The sequence below is a fragment of the Tsukamurella pseudospumae genome, assembly GCF_001575195.1.
Lineage (GTDB): Bacteria > Actinomycetota > Actinomycetes > Mycobacteriales > Mycobacteriaceae > Tsukamurella > Tsukamurella pseudospumae.
In genome coordinates, this window is the sequence record NZ_LSRF01000007.1 from 19,866 (window position 1) to 34,826 (window position 14,961).

The 14,961-nt window shown below is 71.3% G+C and carries 12 protein-coding genes; 6 read left to right on the forward strand and 6 right to left on the reverse strand.

Going from position 1 to position 14,961, the window contains the following annotated elements; translation table 11 throughout:
- The first annotated feature begins 28 nt into the window (after positions 1-28).
- The 5 genes from rsmG (at position 29) to AXK60_RS05740 (ending at position 6,410) form a co-directional block, all read left to right on the forward strand.
- Complete coding sequence (rsmG, locus tag AXK60_RS05720) at positions 29-700, forward strand: 16S rRNA (guanine(527)-N(7))-methyltransferase RsmG (RefSeq protein WP_068570229.1); 672 nt, start codon at positions 29-31, stop codon at positions 698-700.
- Between the two features lie 2,133 nt (positions 701-2,833).
- Entirely contained in the window at positions 2,834-3,133 is a 300-nt protein-coding gene (locus AXK60_RS26805; protein ID WP_068570142.1) for a hypothetical protein, read from the forward strand.
- 575 nt (positions 3,134-3,708) lie between these two features.
- A complete protein-coding gene (locus AXK60_RS05730) occupies positions 3,709-4,623 on the forward strand; it encodes a ParA family protein (RefSeq protein WP_068570143.1) in 915 nt (304 codons plus the stop codon).
- A 2-nt stretch (positions 4,624-4,625) separates the two neighbouring features.
- Positions 4,626-5,663 carry a ParB/RepB/Spo0J family partition protein gene (locus AXK60_RS05735; RefSeq protein ID WP_068570230.1) on the forward strand — a complete coding sequence of 346 codons (1,038 nt, stop codon included), beginning with the start codon at positions 4,626-4,628 and terminating at the stop codon, positions 5,661-5,663.
- Positions 5,664-5,669: 6 nt separating this feature from the next.
- Positions 5,670-6,410 carry a hypothetical protein gene (locus tag AXK60_RS05740; RefSeq protein ID WP_068982497.1) on the forward strand — a complete coding sequence of 247 codons (741 nt, stop codon included), beginning with the start codon at positions 5,670-5,672 and terminating at the stop codon, positions 6,408-6,410.
- A gap of 75 nt (positions 6,411-6,485) precedes the next feature.
- Here AXK60_RS05740 and AXK60_RS05745 read toward each other — a convergent pair whose 3' ends face one another.
- The 5 genes from AXK60_RS05745 to sigM all read right to left on the reverse strand — a co-directional run bounded on the left by AXK60_RS05745 (position 6,486) and on the right by sigM (position 10,565).
- Complete coding sequence (locus AXK60_RS05745) at positions 6,486-7,679, reverse strand: N-acetylmuramoyl-L-alanine amidase (protein ID WP_068570144.1); 1,194 nt, start codon at positions 7,677-7,679, stop codon at positions 6,486-6,488.
- Positions 7,680-7,780: 101 nt separating this feature from the next.
- On the reverse strand, positions 7,781-8,104 hold the full coding sequence (trxA, locus tag AXK60_RS05750) for a thioredoxin (protein ID WP_068570145.1): 324 nt from the start codon (positions 8,102-8,104) through the stop codon (positions 7,781-7,783).
- Between the two features lie 35 nt (positions 8,105-8,139).
- Positions 8,140-9,096, reverse strand: a complete 957-nt coding sequence (trxB, locus tag AXK60_RS05755) for a thioredoxin-disulfide reductase (protein WP_068570146.1) — start codon at positions 9,094-9,096, stop codon at positions 8,140-8,142.
- Between the two features lie 101 nt (positions 9,097-9,197).
- Positions 9,198-9,809, reverse strand: coding sequence for a hypothetical protein (locus tag AXK60_RS05760; protein WP_068570147.1), 612 nt, complete (start codon positions 9,807-9,809; stop codon positions 9,198-9,200).
- 123 nt (positions 9,810-9,932) lie between these two features.
- Entirely contained in the window at positions 9,933-10,565 is a 633-nt protein-coding gene (gene sigM, locus AXK60_RS05765; protein ID WP_082777849.1) for an RNA polymerase sigma factor SigM, read from the reverse strand.
- Positions 10,566-10,767: 202 nt separating this feature from the next.
- Between sigM and AXK60_RS05770 the strand changes: the two genes are divergently transcribed.
- Positions 10,768-14,259: a bifunctional proline dehydrogenase/L-glutamate gamma-semialdehyde dehydrogenase gene (locus tag AXK60_RS05770; protein ID WP_068570148.1), complete on the forward strand. Its 3,492-nt coding sequence runs from the start codon at positions 10,768-10,770 to the stop codon at positions 14,257-14,259.
- Between the two features lie 24 nt (positions 14,260-14,283).
- Here AXK60_RS05770 and AXK60_RS05775 read toward each other — a convergent pair whose 3' ends face one another.
- Complete coding sequence (locus AXK60_RS05775; protein ID WP_068570149.1) at positions 14,284-14,916, reverse strand: DNA-3-methyladenine glycosylase I; 633 nt, start codon at positions 14,914-14,916, stop codon at positions 14,284-14,286.
- Between the last annotated feature and the right edge of the window lie 45 nt (positions 14,917-14,961).

Consider the following 14,961-nt stretch of genomic DNA (forward strand, 5'->3'; position numbering starts at 1 on the left):
GGAGAGCTCCGTCGGCGGTGAGGCGACTGTGGAGGCGCTGCCCCCGACTCCCCCGATCGCGGGTGAGGTGTTCGGCGACCGGCTCGCGCTCGCGGAGGAGTACGCCCGCGTGCTCGCGACGGACGGCGTTGTGCGCGGCCTGATAGGTCCCCGTGAGGTGCCGCGGCTGTGGGAGCGGCACGTGTTGAACTGCGCTGTGCTTGGTGAGCTGCTGGAGTCGGGTGAGACGCTCGTGGACATCGGGAGCGGCGCGGGCTTGCCGGGTGTGCCGGTCGCGATCGCGCGCCCGGATGTCGAGGTGATCCTCGTCGAGCCGCTGCTGCGTCGCGCGGTCTTCCTCGAAGAGTTCTGCGGTCCGCGGTTGCCCAATGTCCGGGTGGTGCGCGGGCGTGCCGAGGAGCGTTCGGTGATCGAAGCCGTCGGTGGCGCCGACGCCGTCACCTCCCGCGCCGTGTCCGGCTTCCCGAAGTTGGCGCCGTGGTCCGCTCCCCTGCTCCGGGACGGCGGCCGACTGCTCGCGCTCAAGGGCTCGCGTGCCGCGGAGGAGATCGAGGAGCATGGCGCGATCCTCACCAAGGCGGGTCTCCGCGACCCCGAGGTCGTGTTGTGCGGTGTCGGGATCGTCGATCCGGCGACGACGGTCGTCCGCGCCGTTCGCCGCGCACCCGTGTCCAAGAAGCGGGCTCGCGCGCGACGGTGACGGAAATTCGGGCATTTCCGGCCCGATTCTCCCGTAGGTAACCACCCACGGGTCGTTTCGACACGTGACAGTTCGCTCGTTTCGGTGGTGGCGCCGAGCGTCCCCATGGCGATCTTCAGGTACTGCCGTACCGGAATTGGCGCGATTTTCGCGCCGGGATCCGACGGTGCCGACCTTGCTGACCTTGCCGACCGAGAGGCTGAGGGGTTGAGGACCCCGCCGACACCGCCCCGTTGGTTGGAGCGGTCAGGAGACCGCACCGCGGACGCCGGCGCGTCGGGACCCGACTCCCCTGCGGCACGGCGTTGATCGCGAGCGGAGGCGGGAGATCGCCTCCGGTCGCTCGCAATGCTCGCCCTCCTCCGGTCGCTCGCAGTGCCCGCACCGAGCAGGCGATCGATCCGACCGGCGGACCGCATTGAGAGCGATCCGCGAGAGCGCGGCACGCGCCATGCCGATCCGGCGCGACGCCTCGGGTACGCCTCCCCACCGTCCGTTCAGGCGAGAAGCCGAAGAGGCGCTTCTCCCGGAGAATGGTGTCGGTCGCGCTTTCCGGACGGGGCTCCCGATGCTGTCTACCGCGCCCGAGCGAGGACTGCTGTCGAGCGCGGGCCGACCCGTTCCTGACCCTGAGGCGACTGTGTGACCGCGGGCGAGTCGCCGAGGCCGGGCCGTGACGACTGCACCGTGCGAGTGTGCTCCGTGCCGACATGATGCGGATGGGCGGGAAGTCGCAGGGCAGAAGGAGGGTGGCGCGCGGTATTCCGAGTCGGTCCTGAAGTCGTGCCCGCTCCGGGTGCGGCGGGAAGATCGTGACGCCCAGTGAGTAGCCGCTCGGCGGGGCGTCACTGCTGTCAGGCTCCGTGAGATCCACGAGCGAACCGGTCGACGCGATGGGCGTCAGGTCCGGTGAAGCTGGTCTTGTGTGCTGCGACCCGCGACCCGCGATCCGATTGGTGGCCGGGGCGAGGCCCGGATTCGGCGCACCACCGGTACGCCGCGGGAGCACGGGACCTCGCTCCTCCCCTCCCCCACAGCGGGATGCCGCTCCGCGTTTCACGTGAAACCCATGAGCGGTAGCCGGCCCACGAGAACCTGGACGAGCTTCCGGGGCAAGCATGCGCGATGCTCCGAACGTCGGGCGGGAGATGGAAGTCGACGCGGATCTGTCGGAGGCGAGGCGCCCGAGGCCGACGGACGGTTCCGACGATGATCGGCGCACGCGGTGTTCCCGGCCGCGGCGAGGGCCGCCACGGGCGGGGAGGGATGTGCGCGGAGTGGTGCGCCGGAAGCCGGCGCGGTTCATTCGGCGCGACAGGCGGCGTGCATCCGTGATCGGCGGACATGACTCTGTGCGGCGGGCCGCGATGCCCGGTGCGTCGATGAGTGGATGACGGGCTGCCACTGCGGGCGTGTGCACACGCCTGGAGTCGTCGGACGGTCTCCGCAGCGGGACGGTCGGGGGACTCCGAACGGATGGCTCGGATGCGTCGCGGCGATCGGATCGCGGGGTTGGTGGTCGTTCGCCGACCGGTCGAGACATCGTCGGAGCCGGCGCCGAAGCGAATGGCGCAGTTCGTGGCGCGACAGGCAACCACAACAGGGACGCGAGAGGAACGCTGTGACGGGGGATCACATCCGTGATCGTCGACAGGCCCCGCTGGAGGTGGCGGGATGACAGATCGTCGATGTTTCACGGGAAACATGACGGACGGCGCTCCCCCGTATCGAGGCCGTGAGCACGCGACAGGAAGCCGCGCCCTCAATCGCGCGCGAGTACGGGATCTCGGAGCTCCTCGCACGGGTCTACGAGGAGGGGAGATTCTCAGGGTCCAGGGGAAGGAGAGCCTGTCGCCTGCCGGTCGCTCTCGTTACGCGCGAACGTGCCCGGCGAACGGGCAGTCGGTCGCGCGAGGCTGCGTAGGTCGTTGCCGACAGCGGCTGCGCTGAGCCCCGAGATCTACTCGCTCGAGAGGAGGGGGATCGTTCCGAGCCACGTCGAGGAGACACCGCGGCAGCCGGCGCCGCGAACCAGAGGATCGTGCCGCGTTGACGGAGAGACATCCCGCGACGAGCTGGTCGGCGGATGCGCGTTCGGGTACGGCGCCTCCGTCCCCCGGGGATCATCCCTCCGTGACCGTGACCGTGACCGTGACCGTGACCGTGACCGTGACCGTGACCGTGACCGTGACCGTGACCGTGACCGTGACCGTGACCGTGACCGTGATCGTGACCGTGATCGTGACGGCTGTGTTTCACGGGAAACATGATCTGCTGCCGATGGGACGTACCTGGCGGGCTGTTCGGTGCGTCGAGCCACACGCCGGCGGCGCAGCAGCGGGCGAGTGTTCGCGAGCCGTACAGCGGAAGGCGACCCGTATGGATGAGAGTCCGATCGTGTGTCGATCTGGCGTCGGGGTGCCACGACGGTGAGGTCGCCGGCGCGGCTGACCGGGCGGCAGCGGAGATCGCTGTCCCTCCATCGGCGACGTTATGCGCGCCTGCATCCTGCACTCGTCCCACGGCGACCGGTGACCGCCGGACCCGTGACCGGTGTACTGCGGACGGCGCCGTGTGTCGGCTGCGGCTCGTCACAGCCGACCCGGGGTGGCGCCGGCGGCGGGCTCAGCTGCGACTGCGTAGGCATCGGCCCGTCGGTCCGGGAAGGCGGCTCGCACTGAATGCTCGCCGAGTGGGTATACGAGCGGGCGTGAGTCATCGGTCGACGACGAGGCGCCGCTGCCGACCGCGCTGCGCCGCGCCGGCGCGCACCGTCGCAGAGACTGCGGCACGTCCGGACGGGACGACGCCGTCGGATGGGAAGAGTGACGATAGGGCCGGTCACGACGAGTGCACCGTCGGGGGCGGGAGCCCGAGGCCGTTCCCTGGGGCCGCGACCACCGGTGGTGTCGGGTCGTTGTGGCGGAAGATCGAGCGGAGGAGTCGGACGCCCGGCTGACGCAGTCGGAGGGAGAAACTAGGATGGGGGCAACAGCTGAGGAGAGTACGTGACTGATCACGAATCCGGCTTCAACGTTTCACGTGGAACCACTGAAGACGACACCCCCATCGCCGCCGCCGCGCAGCGCGCCAGTCAGGTCCTGACACCGGGGGCGGCGGGCACGTTGCCCAAGCCTCGCGCGCGGCGCGTCCTGACCATCGCCAACCAGAAGGGCGGCGTCGGCAAGACGACGACCGCGGTGAACCTCGCGGCGGCACTCGCGCTCCAGGGCCTCAAGGTGCTCGTCATCGATCTGGACCCGCAGGGGAACGCGAGTACGGCGCTGGGCGTCGACCATCGATCGGGCGTCCCGTCGACGTACGAGCTCCTCCTCGGAGAGACGACGCTGGAGGAGGCGATGGCGCAGAGCCCGCACTCCCCCAACCTGTTCTGCGTGCCCGCGACGATCGACCTCGCCGGCGCGGAGATCGAACTAGTCAGCATGGTCGCCCGCGAGACGCGACTGAAGAATTCGCTCAACAGTCCCGCCGCCGCTGACATCGACTACGTGTTCATCGACTGCCCGCCGTCGCTGGGACTGCTCACGGTCAACGCGCTCGTCGCGGGCCGCGAAGTGCTCATCCCGATCCAGTGCGAGTACTACGCGCTCGAGGGCGTCGGTCAGCTGCTCCGCAACATCGAGCTGGTGCAGGCGCACCTCAACCCGGACCTCCACGTGTCCACGGTGCTCCTCACGATGTACGACGCGCGGACCAAGCTCGCGGACCAGGTCGCGGCCGAGGTGCGTAACCACTTCGGCGATCGTGTCCTCGGCGCGACGATCCCGCGCAGCGTCAAGGTCTCCGAGGCACCGGGCTACGGGACGACGGTGCTCGACTACGACCCGGGTTCGCGGGGCGCGATGAGTTATCTCGACGCCGGCCGCGAACTCGCCTTCCGCGGCGCCGAGAAGGTGGTGTGATCATGGCCGGCCAGAAGAAGGGCGGCCTCGGCCGCGGGCTCGCCGCGCTCATCCCCACCGGACCCGACGAGGGGCCGCGCCTCGGCAACGCCGCGGCGGATGTCATCATCGGAGCCCGGCCCGCCACCCCGGCCGCGCCGAAGGCTCCGGCCGACAAACCGGCGGGATCCGCCCGGTCCCGGGCGCCCCGCCCCGAGGCCGAGCCGGCACCGTCGGACCTCGCGGAGGCGGGCGCGGTCTACCGGGAGCTGGCACCCACGTCGATCCAGCCGAACCCGCAGCAGCCGCGGTCGGTCTTCGACGAGGAGGCCCTCGCCGAGCTCGTCCACTCGATCCGCGAGTTCGGGCTCATGCAGCCGATCGTGGTGCGCCCGCTGCCCGCGCCGCGCGGCGACGTCCGGTACGAGCTCGTCATGGGCGAGCGGCGCTGGCGCGCGAGCCAGGAGGCCGGCCTCGCCGCGATCCCCGCGATCGTCCGGGAGACGGCCGACGGTGACATGCTCCGGGACGCCCTCCTGGAGAACATCCATCGCGTCCAGCTGAACCCCCTCGAAGAGGCCGCGGCGTACGCCCAGCTGCTCGAGGAGTTCGGCGTCACCCACGACGAACTGGCCGCACGCCTGGGGCGCTCGCGACCGGTCGTGACGAACACGATCCGGCTGCTGCGGCTGCCCGTCGCCGTGCAGCGCCGCGTCGCGGCGGGCGTGCTGTCGGCGGGCCACGCGCGGGCACTGCTCTCCCTCGAGGCCGGCTCCGAGGCGCAGGAGGTCCTGGCGGCCAGGATCGTCGCCGAGGGGATGTCGGTGCGTGCCACGGAGGAGGCCGTCACCCTGGCGAACCGCGGGGACGGTACCGTCGCCCCCGCCCCCCAGCGACGGCAGCCGGCGGACACCGGCCTGCGGGATCTCGCGGACCGTATCGCCGATCGCCTCGACACCAAGGTCACCGTCTCGATGGGCAAGCGCAAGGGCAAGATCGTGGTCGAGGTCGGCTCCGCCGACGACCTCGAGCGCATCGTCGCCCTCCTCGCTCAGGGGTAGTCCGCCATGGCCCTCACGATCGTGCCGCTGACACTGGCCGGCTTCGACGACCTCCCCCGCCACGTCCGGCGGTGCGTCTACTGGGAGGTCGCGCCCGACGGCGCCACCCTCACGGACACCGAGTTCGACAAGGAGGCCTGGCTGTCGATGCTCATGCTCCAGTGGGGATCCTGCGGGCAGGTGGCGATCGACCACGCCGTCGACGGCTCTGCGCGGGTCGTGGGGGTCGCCTTCTACGCCCCGCCCAGCAGCGTGCCCCGTGCGACCCACTTCCCCACCGCGCCGGTCAGCCCCGACGCGGTGCTCCTGACCTGGGTCGGCGCGGAGCCCGGCATGGAACCACGGGTCAAAGAGGAGTTGGTGAGCGCCGTCTGCACCGATCTGGTCCGACGCGGCGTGCGCGCCGTGGAGGCCTTCGCGCTGCTCACTCCCGTCGGCATGTTGACCGAAGATGTTGTGGCACAACTTGATTGCGGACCGTGTGGGTGCAAGGAGCTACCGCTGAGCGACGCGGACTTCCTCGAGGGCATGGGCTTCGAGACGGTCGCGCCGCACCACCGCTTCCCGCGGCTGCGCCTCGAGCTCTCCGAGGGCCTGGGCTGGAAGGCGGGCGTCGAGCACGCCCTGGAACAGCTGCTCGCCGCCTCCGCCGCCGAGGCGGCGCTCAGGACCGCGCTGGAGGACACCGGAGATGCCGCTGCACCCGTGGGAGGGTCGACGGTCCCTAGGCCCGCACGGGCCTCCTGAGGCCCGATTCCGCGGTGCCGCAGGTCCGACGGTGCGCCGCCCCCGGCGCGTGCCGGGCGGGGCGACGGCGGACCGTCAGGCCCGGTTCTCGGCGTTCTCCTCGAGCTCGAGCAGCTCCGCGAACGTGTAGGTGCCGGTGGGGCGATCGTTCTCCCCCAGCAGGTACAGACGCTTGACCGCGACGAGGATCGCCTCGGCGATGGTGTCGCGCATCTGCGGGGAGGCGAGGACGGCCGCGTCGCCCGCGTTGGTGGTGTAGCCGATGTCGATCTGGACAGTGGGCATCCGGGTCAGCCGCACGATGTCCCAGGTGCGGCCGTGGTAGTGGCAGTCGCTGAGCGGGGTGCGGGCGACGATCTCGCGCTGGATGAACCCGGCCAGGTTGCGGCCGATGTTCGAGCTCGCGCCGTGCGTGTTGCCGAAATGGAACGACGCCACCCCGTGCGCGCGGTCGTTGCGGTAGTGCGCCGTGCGCAGCGCGATCATCATGTCGGCGTCGAAGGTGTTGGCGGTGTAGGCGCGGGTGCTGTCGTCGGCGTCCATGCCGCGCGGTCGCGAGAGGTAGGTCTCCATGCCGGCGGCGGCCATGCGGCCCTCCAGCCGGGAGGCGAGATCCCAGAGCATCTCCTCCTCGGTCACCGGGCGCCCGTCGGGGCCGATCACGGCCAGGCCGCGGTCCGGCCCGCCCAGGCCCGGATCGATGACGATGCGCTTTCCGGACAGCCGCGGCCCGGAGCTGCGCACGTGCTCCTCCTCCTTGATGGCGTGCGGCGAACCGCCCGTCACGCGGGAGCCGAGGAAGGTCAGCGAGCGCAGCGTGGCCGGCCCGCAGATCCCGTCGGAGACGAGGCCGAACTCGCGCTGGTACGCCGACAGGCCCAGATGCGTCTGGGGACCGAACAGGCCGTCGATCATGCCCGCGTAGAAGCCGAGGTTCTGCAGGCGGGCCTGCAGCGCCGCGACGTCGTCGCCCGACGGCGGGGCGGACGCGATGTAGCTCAGCGTGCGAGCGCCGAGCTGGTACGTGGACTCCCGCAGCGCGCGGTAGGTGGCAGGGCCGACGACGCCGTCGACCAGGAGGCCGCGCTGCTGCTGGAAGGCCCGCGTGGCGCGGTCCAGTCGGCGGTCGAACACGGCCTCGGGCGCCGTCCAGCCCCCGACCACGAGCTCGGTGGGTGCCACGTAGTCCCGGAGGAAACCCTGATCGGCGAGGATGCCGCGAATCTCCGCCACGGCGCCACCGTGATCACCGAGGCTGATGCGTGGCATGGAGGACCCTTCGGTAGCTTCCTGTGGGCGGGTGGCCGACAGGGCGGGAAATCGAGTACACGATACGGCCTCGGGGCCCGTCCACCCAACGCGGCGGCGCGTCACACCAGGCCGTCGAGCTCCTTGAGGATCGCGGACTTGCTCTTGGCGCCGACCAGCTTGCCGGTGGGCTCACCGTTCTGGAACAGGAGCAACGTGGGAATGCTCAGCACCTGGTAGTCGCGCGGTGCGCCCGGGTTCTGATCGACGTCGATCTTGGCGAAGGTCACCTTGTCGCCGTGCTCGGCCGCCAGTTGCTCCAGCACCGGGGCGACGACCCGGCACGGCCCGCACCAGGTGGCCCAGAAGTCGACGAGCACGGGCTTGTCGGACTCGAGTACCTGCTGCTGGAAGGTGTCGTCGGTGACGGTGACGATGTCGGCCATGGTTTCTCCTGGGGGAAGGGGTGAGTGGGGGGTGACTACTGCGCGACCGCGGCCTCGCGGTGGTGCGCGAGCCAGCGCTCGGCGTCGATCGCCGCGGAACAGCCGCTGCCGGCCGCCGTGATGGCCTGGCGGTAGGTGTGGTCGACCAGGTCGCCGGCGGCGAACACGCCGGGCACGCCGGTGGCCGTGGTGCGGCCCTCGACCTGTACGTAGCCCTCATCGTCGACGGTGACCTGGCCCGCCACCAGTTCGGACCGCGGATCGTGACCGATCGCCACGAACAGGCCGGTCACCTCGAGCGTGTCGACGGCGCCGGTCACGGTGTTCTCGACGAGCAGCGACTCGACCGACTTCTCGCCCTGCACCGCGTTGACCTTGGTGTCGGTCAGGAAACGGATCTTCTCGTTGGCCTTGGCCCGGTCGAGCATGATCTTCGACGCGCGGAAGGTCTCACTGCGGTGGATCAGCGTGACCGACTTGGCGAACTTGGTGAGGAAGATCGCTTCCTCCATCGCCGAATCCCCGCCGCCGACCACGGCGATGTCCTGCTCGCGGAAGAAGAAGCCGTCGCACGTGGCGCAGGCGCTGACGCCGCGGCCCAGCAGGGCCTCCTCGCCGGGGATGCCGAGGTAGCGTGCCGCGGCACCCATCGCCAGGATCACGGCGCGGGCGCGGTAGGTGCCCTCGGACGTGACGACCACCTTGATCTCACCGTCGAGTTGCGCGGACTCCACGTCCTCCATGCGCAGGTCGGCGCCGAACCGGATGGCCTGCTCGCGCATCTCGTCCATGAGGGTGGGGCCCATGATGCCGTTCTGGAAGCCGGGGTAGTTCTCCACCTCGGTGGTGGTCATGAGGGCCCCGCCGAAGTTGGTGCCCTCGAACAGGATGGTGTTCAGCTCGGCGCGGCCGGCGTAGACGCCCGCCGTGTATCCGGCCGGACCCGATCCGATGATGATCACGTCCGCGATATCGGTGCCTGCTGCAGTCATCTACCTACCCAACCTCGAAGAAAGCGCCCGGATCACCCGAGCCGACATGTGTTGCCAACGGCGCCGGGCCCGGAGATGTTCCCGCTCGCCTTTCCCCCAGGTTACGGCGTGGCGGCCCGCGCGGCCGCGCCGGCGGGCAGCACTCGGTCGACCAGGACGGCCGACGACTCGCCCTGCGCGCACGACGGCGTCACCGCCAGCACGCGCAGGTCCCCGAGGTCGCCGCCCGGTAGTAGCAGGACGGTGGTGCGCTCACCCCGCAGATCGATCCGGCCGGCGCCGACCAGCGTGCGCCGGGCGAGCGGTACCGACGCGGCGTCGAGGCACCGGGCGAGGGCGGCACCGTCGGCGAACGGTCCCCTGTCGCCCCCCGGCGACGCGGCCGCGAGGAGCACCCCGGGTTCGGGGATGGCACCGTCGGGCTCTGCGACGGTTCCGAGAGCGACCGCGCCGGCCAGGATCCCGACGGCGGCAGCGGCGGCTCCGAGTGCGTACCGCAGCCGCCGCCGTGGCAGGACGGGGGCGGGAGCCGAGCGGATCGCGGCTTCGATGGCGCGGTCCCCGAGGGGTGACTGACCGCTGTAGATCCCCGGGGCCGACCATTGGGCGTAGGTGCGGTCACGGTACTCGGCCAGGGCCGCGTCGACCCGAGCCTCTTCCGTGCGGCCGAGCCGATGGGCGTCTCCCGCCGGCTGCGATCCGGCCTTCTCCATGGAGCCTCCTCCCCTGAACGTCCCCCATGAATTAGACGCACCAGCGCGGTGATCGGTTCCATCGTCGCAATATCCGTTGTGCGTCCGCCGTTCGATCGAGTCCGCGCGATCGGGTGGGCTCGGTCAGCGGAGCAGGCGCTCGAGACGTGCCCGTGCGCGTGCCCGCCGGCTCTTGACGGTGCCCGGCGCCACCCCGAGCAGTTCCGACGCCTGGTTCACCGACAGACCGTGCATGTCGACAGCGATGACGGCCGCCCGTTGGTCCTCGGGGAGCATCCGCAGCGCGGCCTCGACGCTCAGCCGACGATCCAGGTCCTCCGCGCAGCGGCCCTCGTCGGAGGCGACCTCACTGAGGTCGTCGGGCATCGGCAGCGACACGCGCAGCTGGTTGCGGCGGGCCCGGTCCAGGCAGGCGTTGACGACGATGCGGTGCAGCCAGCTCGCGACCTTGCAGTCGCCGCGGAAGGTCGGCGAGAGCTGGTAGGCACGCAACATGGCTTCCTGCAGGCAGTCCTCGGCGTCCGCGTAATCCCTGATGGTTCGTAGTGCCGTGGCCCGGAGTTGCCGGCTGTGCCGGTGGAAGAGCTCCGCGAAGGCGTCGCCGTCACCGTGCGCCGCATCGGACAGCAGACGCTCGTCCGACGGCCGGTCGCGACTGCGGCGCGTGCGCGGCCGGTGCCGGGCTGCGCCGATCGTCTCGGCCGACGGATCCCCCGGTCCGGTCGAACGCGAGATGGTGTTCCCCCACTCGGTCATGCAGGGATCGTAGAGAGTCCCTACGGTGATTCGCATACCTTTCAGAAGTATTTGACCTCCGATAGATGTAGGAGCTAGACATTCGCGATAGCACACGGGATCGCGATTCGGAGTGAGCGGCGTTACACTCGTCCATAGGCCAGGTGGCGCACCCGTCGCTGTGGATTCTCCATTCACTGCGCGAGCTATCAGGAGGCCTCTCATGGTCGAACCGTCCCGTCTTCCGTCCGACGCCGTGGCCACGCCGGCCGTCGACACCCAGCCCGTGACGAACCGCGAACACGATCCCGTCGTCGACGCCACCGTCGCCCGGGCGCAGCGCTGGTTACGTGCGAGTCGCGGCGACCGCCCCGCCGAGGTGGGCCGGCGAGAGGCGGCCGCGACCGCGAGCCTCGCTGCGCTGCTGCATGATCCGAGCGGTGTCGAGTTCACGATGGGCTTCGTCGACCGGGTCGCACGCCCCGAGGACGACCGGGTCGCGGCAAAGGCGTTGCGCCGCCTCGTCTCCCCCGCCGCCGGCGGCGCCCCGGGCTCGAGATTCATGAGCCCGCTCGACGCGGCGATGCTCCGAGCGGGCACCGTCGCCGCGGGGATCGCGCCGTCGATCGCGATGCCCGTCGCACGGTTGCGACTGCGCCAATTGGTGGGGCACTTGGTGTTCGACGCCGACGGCGAGAAGTTGCAGCGTCGCCTGCGGCGAGCCCGCGAGGTGGGCGTCCGACTCAACCTGAACCTGCTCGGCGAGGCGGTCCTCGGCCAGGGCGAGGCCGACAACCGGCTCTCCCGCACGCATGAGCTGCTCGCGAACCCTTCGGTCGATTACGTCTCGATCAAGGTCTCCTCCGTGGTGGCCCAGCTGATCCCGTGGGACCTCGAGGGCAACCGCGAGCGGATCGTCGAGCGACTGCGCCCGCTGTACCGGACCGCCCGCGACGGTGGGAAGTTCGTGAACCTGGACATGGAGGAGTACAAGGACCTGCACCTGACGATCGAGGTGTTCACCGCACTCCTCGACGAGCCCGAATTCCGGTCGCTGACCGCCGGAATCGTGCTGCAGGCCTACCTCCCCGACGCTCCGGCCGCCCTCGCACGGCTCACCGAGTTCGCCCGCCGCCGCGTCGCCGCGGGCGGAGCACCGATCAAGGTCCGCCTGGTCAAGGGCGCGAACCTGGCGATGGAGCGGGTGGACGCGGAGGTCCACGACTGGCCGCTCGCGACGTACGGCAGCAAGGCCGACGTGGACGCCGACTACCTGCGGATGGTCGACACCGCGCTGCGCGCCGAGAACGCCGACGCGATCCGCATCGGCGTCGCCTCGCAGAACCTGTTCTCCGTGGCCTACGCGGTGGAGCTCGCCGAGCGGCGGGACGTGCAGCGCCAGTTGGACATCGAGATGCTCCAGGGCATGGCGCCGATGGAGGCCGCAGCCGTTCGCGCCGACGTGGGCTCGCTCATCCTGTACACCCCCGTGGTGCACTCCGGCGACTTCGACGTCGCCGTGTCGTACCTCGTGCGCCGTCTCGAGGAGAACTCCTCCAGCGACAACTTCCTGTACTCGATGTTCAGCCCCGACCCCGGCGCGATCGACCTGGAGGAGAGACGATTCCGCACCGCCGTGGCCCGGCGCGACGAGGTCCAGGACGGCCCCAACCGGGTACAGGACCGCGGGAACGACCCCGTCGTGCCGCGCGACGGTGCCTTCGTCGGCGAGCCGGACACGGACCCTTCGACGCCGGGTAACCGGGCGTGGGCACGCGCGGCCCTCGCGAGCCCGGTCACCGTCGAAACCCCTGCGCGGGTGACGATTCCCACGGAGGTCGACGATGCGGTGGACCGGGCCCTCGGCGCGCAGCGACGGTGGGCGGAGCTGCCCGCCGCGGAGCGCGCTGCGCTCCTGCACCGGGTGGCCGACGAGCTGGCCCGGCGCCGCGGCGAGCTGCTGAGCGTGATGTCCTACGAGGCGGGCAAGACCGTCTCCGAAGCGGATCCCGAACTGTCCGAGGCGATCGACTTCGCGCGCTACTACGCGCAGAGCGCGGTGGATCTCGACTCCACCACGGCCGGTGAAGCCGTCTTCACGCCGCACCGGCTGGTCGTGGTGACGCCGCCGTGGAACTTCCCCGTCGCGATCCCCCTGGGCGGCGTGCTGGCCGCGCTCGCCGCGGGCGCCGCCGTGATCATCAAGCCGGCCCCGCAGGTGCTGCGGTGCGGGACCGCGGCGATCGCCGCGCTGCACGCCGCCGGTGTCCCCGACGACCTGGTGCAGTTGGTGAACGCCGACGAGTCCGACGCCGGGCACCGCCTGGTGACCCACCCCGACGTCGACGCGGTCGTGCTCACCGGTGCCAGCGAGACCGCGGCCCTGTTCCGCGGCTGGCGGCAGGACCTGGACCTGCTCGCCGAGACCTCCGGCAAGAACGCGATGATCATCACCCCCGCGGCCGACCCCGACCTCGCGGTGAACGACCTGGTGCGCAGCGCCTTCGGGCACGCCGGCCAGAAGTGCTCCGCCGCGTCGCTCGGGATCCTGGTGGGCAGCGTCGGCAGCTCGCAGCGCGTTCTGGGCCAGCTGCAGGACGCCGTCCGCACCCTCGTGGTCGGCGAGGGGCACGACCTGGGCACCACCGTCGGCCCGCTGATCGAACCCGCCGCCGGGAAACTGCTGCGCGGGCTCACGCGGCCCGGGCCGGGCGAGAACTGGCGCGTCGAGCCCCGCAAGCTCGACGACGAGGGCCGGTTCTGGTCGCCCGGCGTGCTCGACGGGGTCGCCGAGGGCAGCTGGTTCCACACCACGGAGCTGTTCGGGCCCGTCCTGGGCATCATGCGGGCCGCGACGCTCGACGACGCCCTGCGGATGCAGAACTCCACCGGCTTCGGGCTCACCGCCGGCCTGCACAGCCTGGATCCGGAGGAGATCGACCACTGGCGGGAGAAAGTGGAGGCGGGCAACCTCTACATCAACCGCCACATGACCGGCGCCATCGTCCAGCGGCAGTCCTTCGGCGGGTGGAAGCGCTCCTCCATCGGCCCGGGGGCCAAGGCGGGCGGCCCCAACTACGTGGCGCAGTTCGGCGCCTGGGCCGACGCCGCGCCGGCGACGGGGCCCGACGGCACCGTCGACCTGCCGGAGGTCGCGCCCACCGTCTTCAGCGAGCGGATCATCGCCGCGGCCACGGATCTGTCCGATGCCGACGTGCGGTGGCTGCACGCCGCCGCCGCGTCCGACCAGCGGGCCTGGGACACAGATTTCGGGGTCGAGCACGATCCGACCGGCCTGGCGAGCGAGGCCAACGTGTTCCGCTACCGCCCGCTCCCCCATCTGGAGGTGCGCGTGGGCGCCGGCGCCCGCCCGCGGGACCTGGTACGGCTGCAGCTGGCCGCCGCCCGCACCGGCACGCGGCTGGACGTGACCGTCGGCCCCGACGCGCCGGCGATGCCCTTCGCGGCGCCCGAGCACACCGCGCAGGACTACGCCGACGGCCTCGCGGGGCGCGCAGAACCCGTGCGGATCCGGGTGCTCGGCGAGGCCGAGCCGGCGGTGGCCGCCGCGGCCGCCCGGCACGGCCACAGCGTGCTGCGCGGGCCGGTGCTGCTCTCCGGCCGGCGGGAGATGCTCACCGTGCTGCGCGAGCAGGCGGTGAGCACCACCCGGCACCGGTACGGGCACATCTCCGGCGGGGCCGCGGTCCACTAGGCCGGAACGCGGGCCCGCCTCGCGTTACTCGGCGGGCCCGCCGGCGGTGTCCCAGACACCGGAGCTGCCGCGCCGGTGGCTGCCCACCAGATGATCGTCGACGATGCCCACCGCCTGCATCAGGGCGTACATCGTGGTCGGTCCCACGAACCGGAAACCGCGGCGGCGCAGCTCCTTCGACAGCGCTACGGACTCCGGTGAGGTGGCGGCGACCTCCGCCATCGTGCGGGGCTCCGGGGTGCGCTCCGGCTGGAAGGACCACACCAGCGCGACGAGGCCGCCGTCGTCCCGCAGCGCGACGGTGGCCCGGGCGTTGCCGATGGTGGCCTCGATCTTCTGCCGGTTCCGGATGATTCCCGCGTCCGCCATCAGCCGCTCGACGTCCGTCTCGTCGAACGCCGCCACCGCGTCGGGATCGAAGTCCGCGAAGCCCGCGCGGAACGCCGGGCGTTTGCGCAGCACCGTCGCCCAGGACAGCCCCGCCTGGAAGCCCTCGAGCGCGATCCGCTCGTACAGCCCGCGCTCGTCCCGGACGGGCATGCCCCATTCGGTGTCGTAGTACTCGCGCAACAGGCCGTCGGCCGCCCAGGCCGGACGCGCCAACCCGTCGTCACCGATCAGTACGCCGTCCTCCGGTGGACCCTGTGGTTCCGTCATCTCGTTCCCCCCCGATCGAGTGCGCCCGGCGGGCGCCGTACGAGG

Coding starts and splice junctions, on each gene's coding strand:
- AXK60_RS05745 (WP_068570144.1), bottom strand. CDS start 7,679: ATGCCACGCATCAGCCTCGGTGATCACGGTGGCGCCGTGGCGGAGATT.
- AXK60_RS05760 (WP_068570147.1), bottom strand. CDS start 9,809: ATGGAGAAGGCCGGATCGCAGCCGGCGGGAGACGCCCATCGGCTCGGC.
- sigM (WP_082777849.1), bottom strand. CDS start 10,565: ATGACCGAGTGGGGGAACACCATCTCGCGTTCGACCGGACCGGGGGAT.
- AXK60_RS05770 (WP_068570148.1), top strand. CDS start 10,768: ATGGTCGAACCGTCCCGTCTTCCGTCCGACGCCGTGGCCACGCCGGCC.
- trxB (WP_068570146.1), bottom strand. CDS start 9,096: ATGACTGCAGCAGGCACCGATATCGCGGACGTGATCATCATCGGATCG.
- AXK60_RS05740 (WP_068982497.1), top strand. CDS start 5,670: ATGGCCCTCACGATCGTGCCGCTGACACTGGCCGGCTTCGACGACCTC.
- AXK60_RS05775 (WP_068570149.1), bottom strand. CDS start 14,916: ATGACGGAACCACAGGGTCCACCGGAGGACGGCGTACTGATCGGTGAC.
- AXK60_RS05735 (WP_068570230.1), top strand. CDS start 4,626: ATGGCCGGCCAGAAGAAGGGCGGCCTCGGCCGCGGGCTCGCCGCGCTC.
- trxA (WP_068570145.1), bottom strand. CDS start 8,104: ATGGCCGACATCGTCACCGTCACCGACGACACCTTCCAGCAGCAGGTA.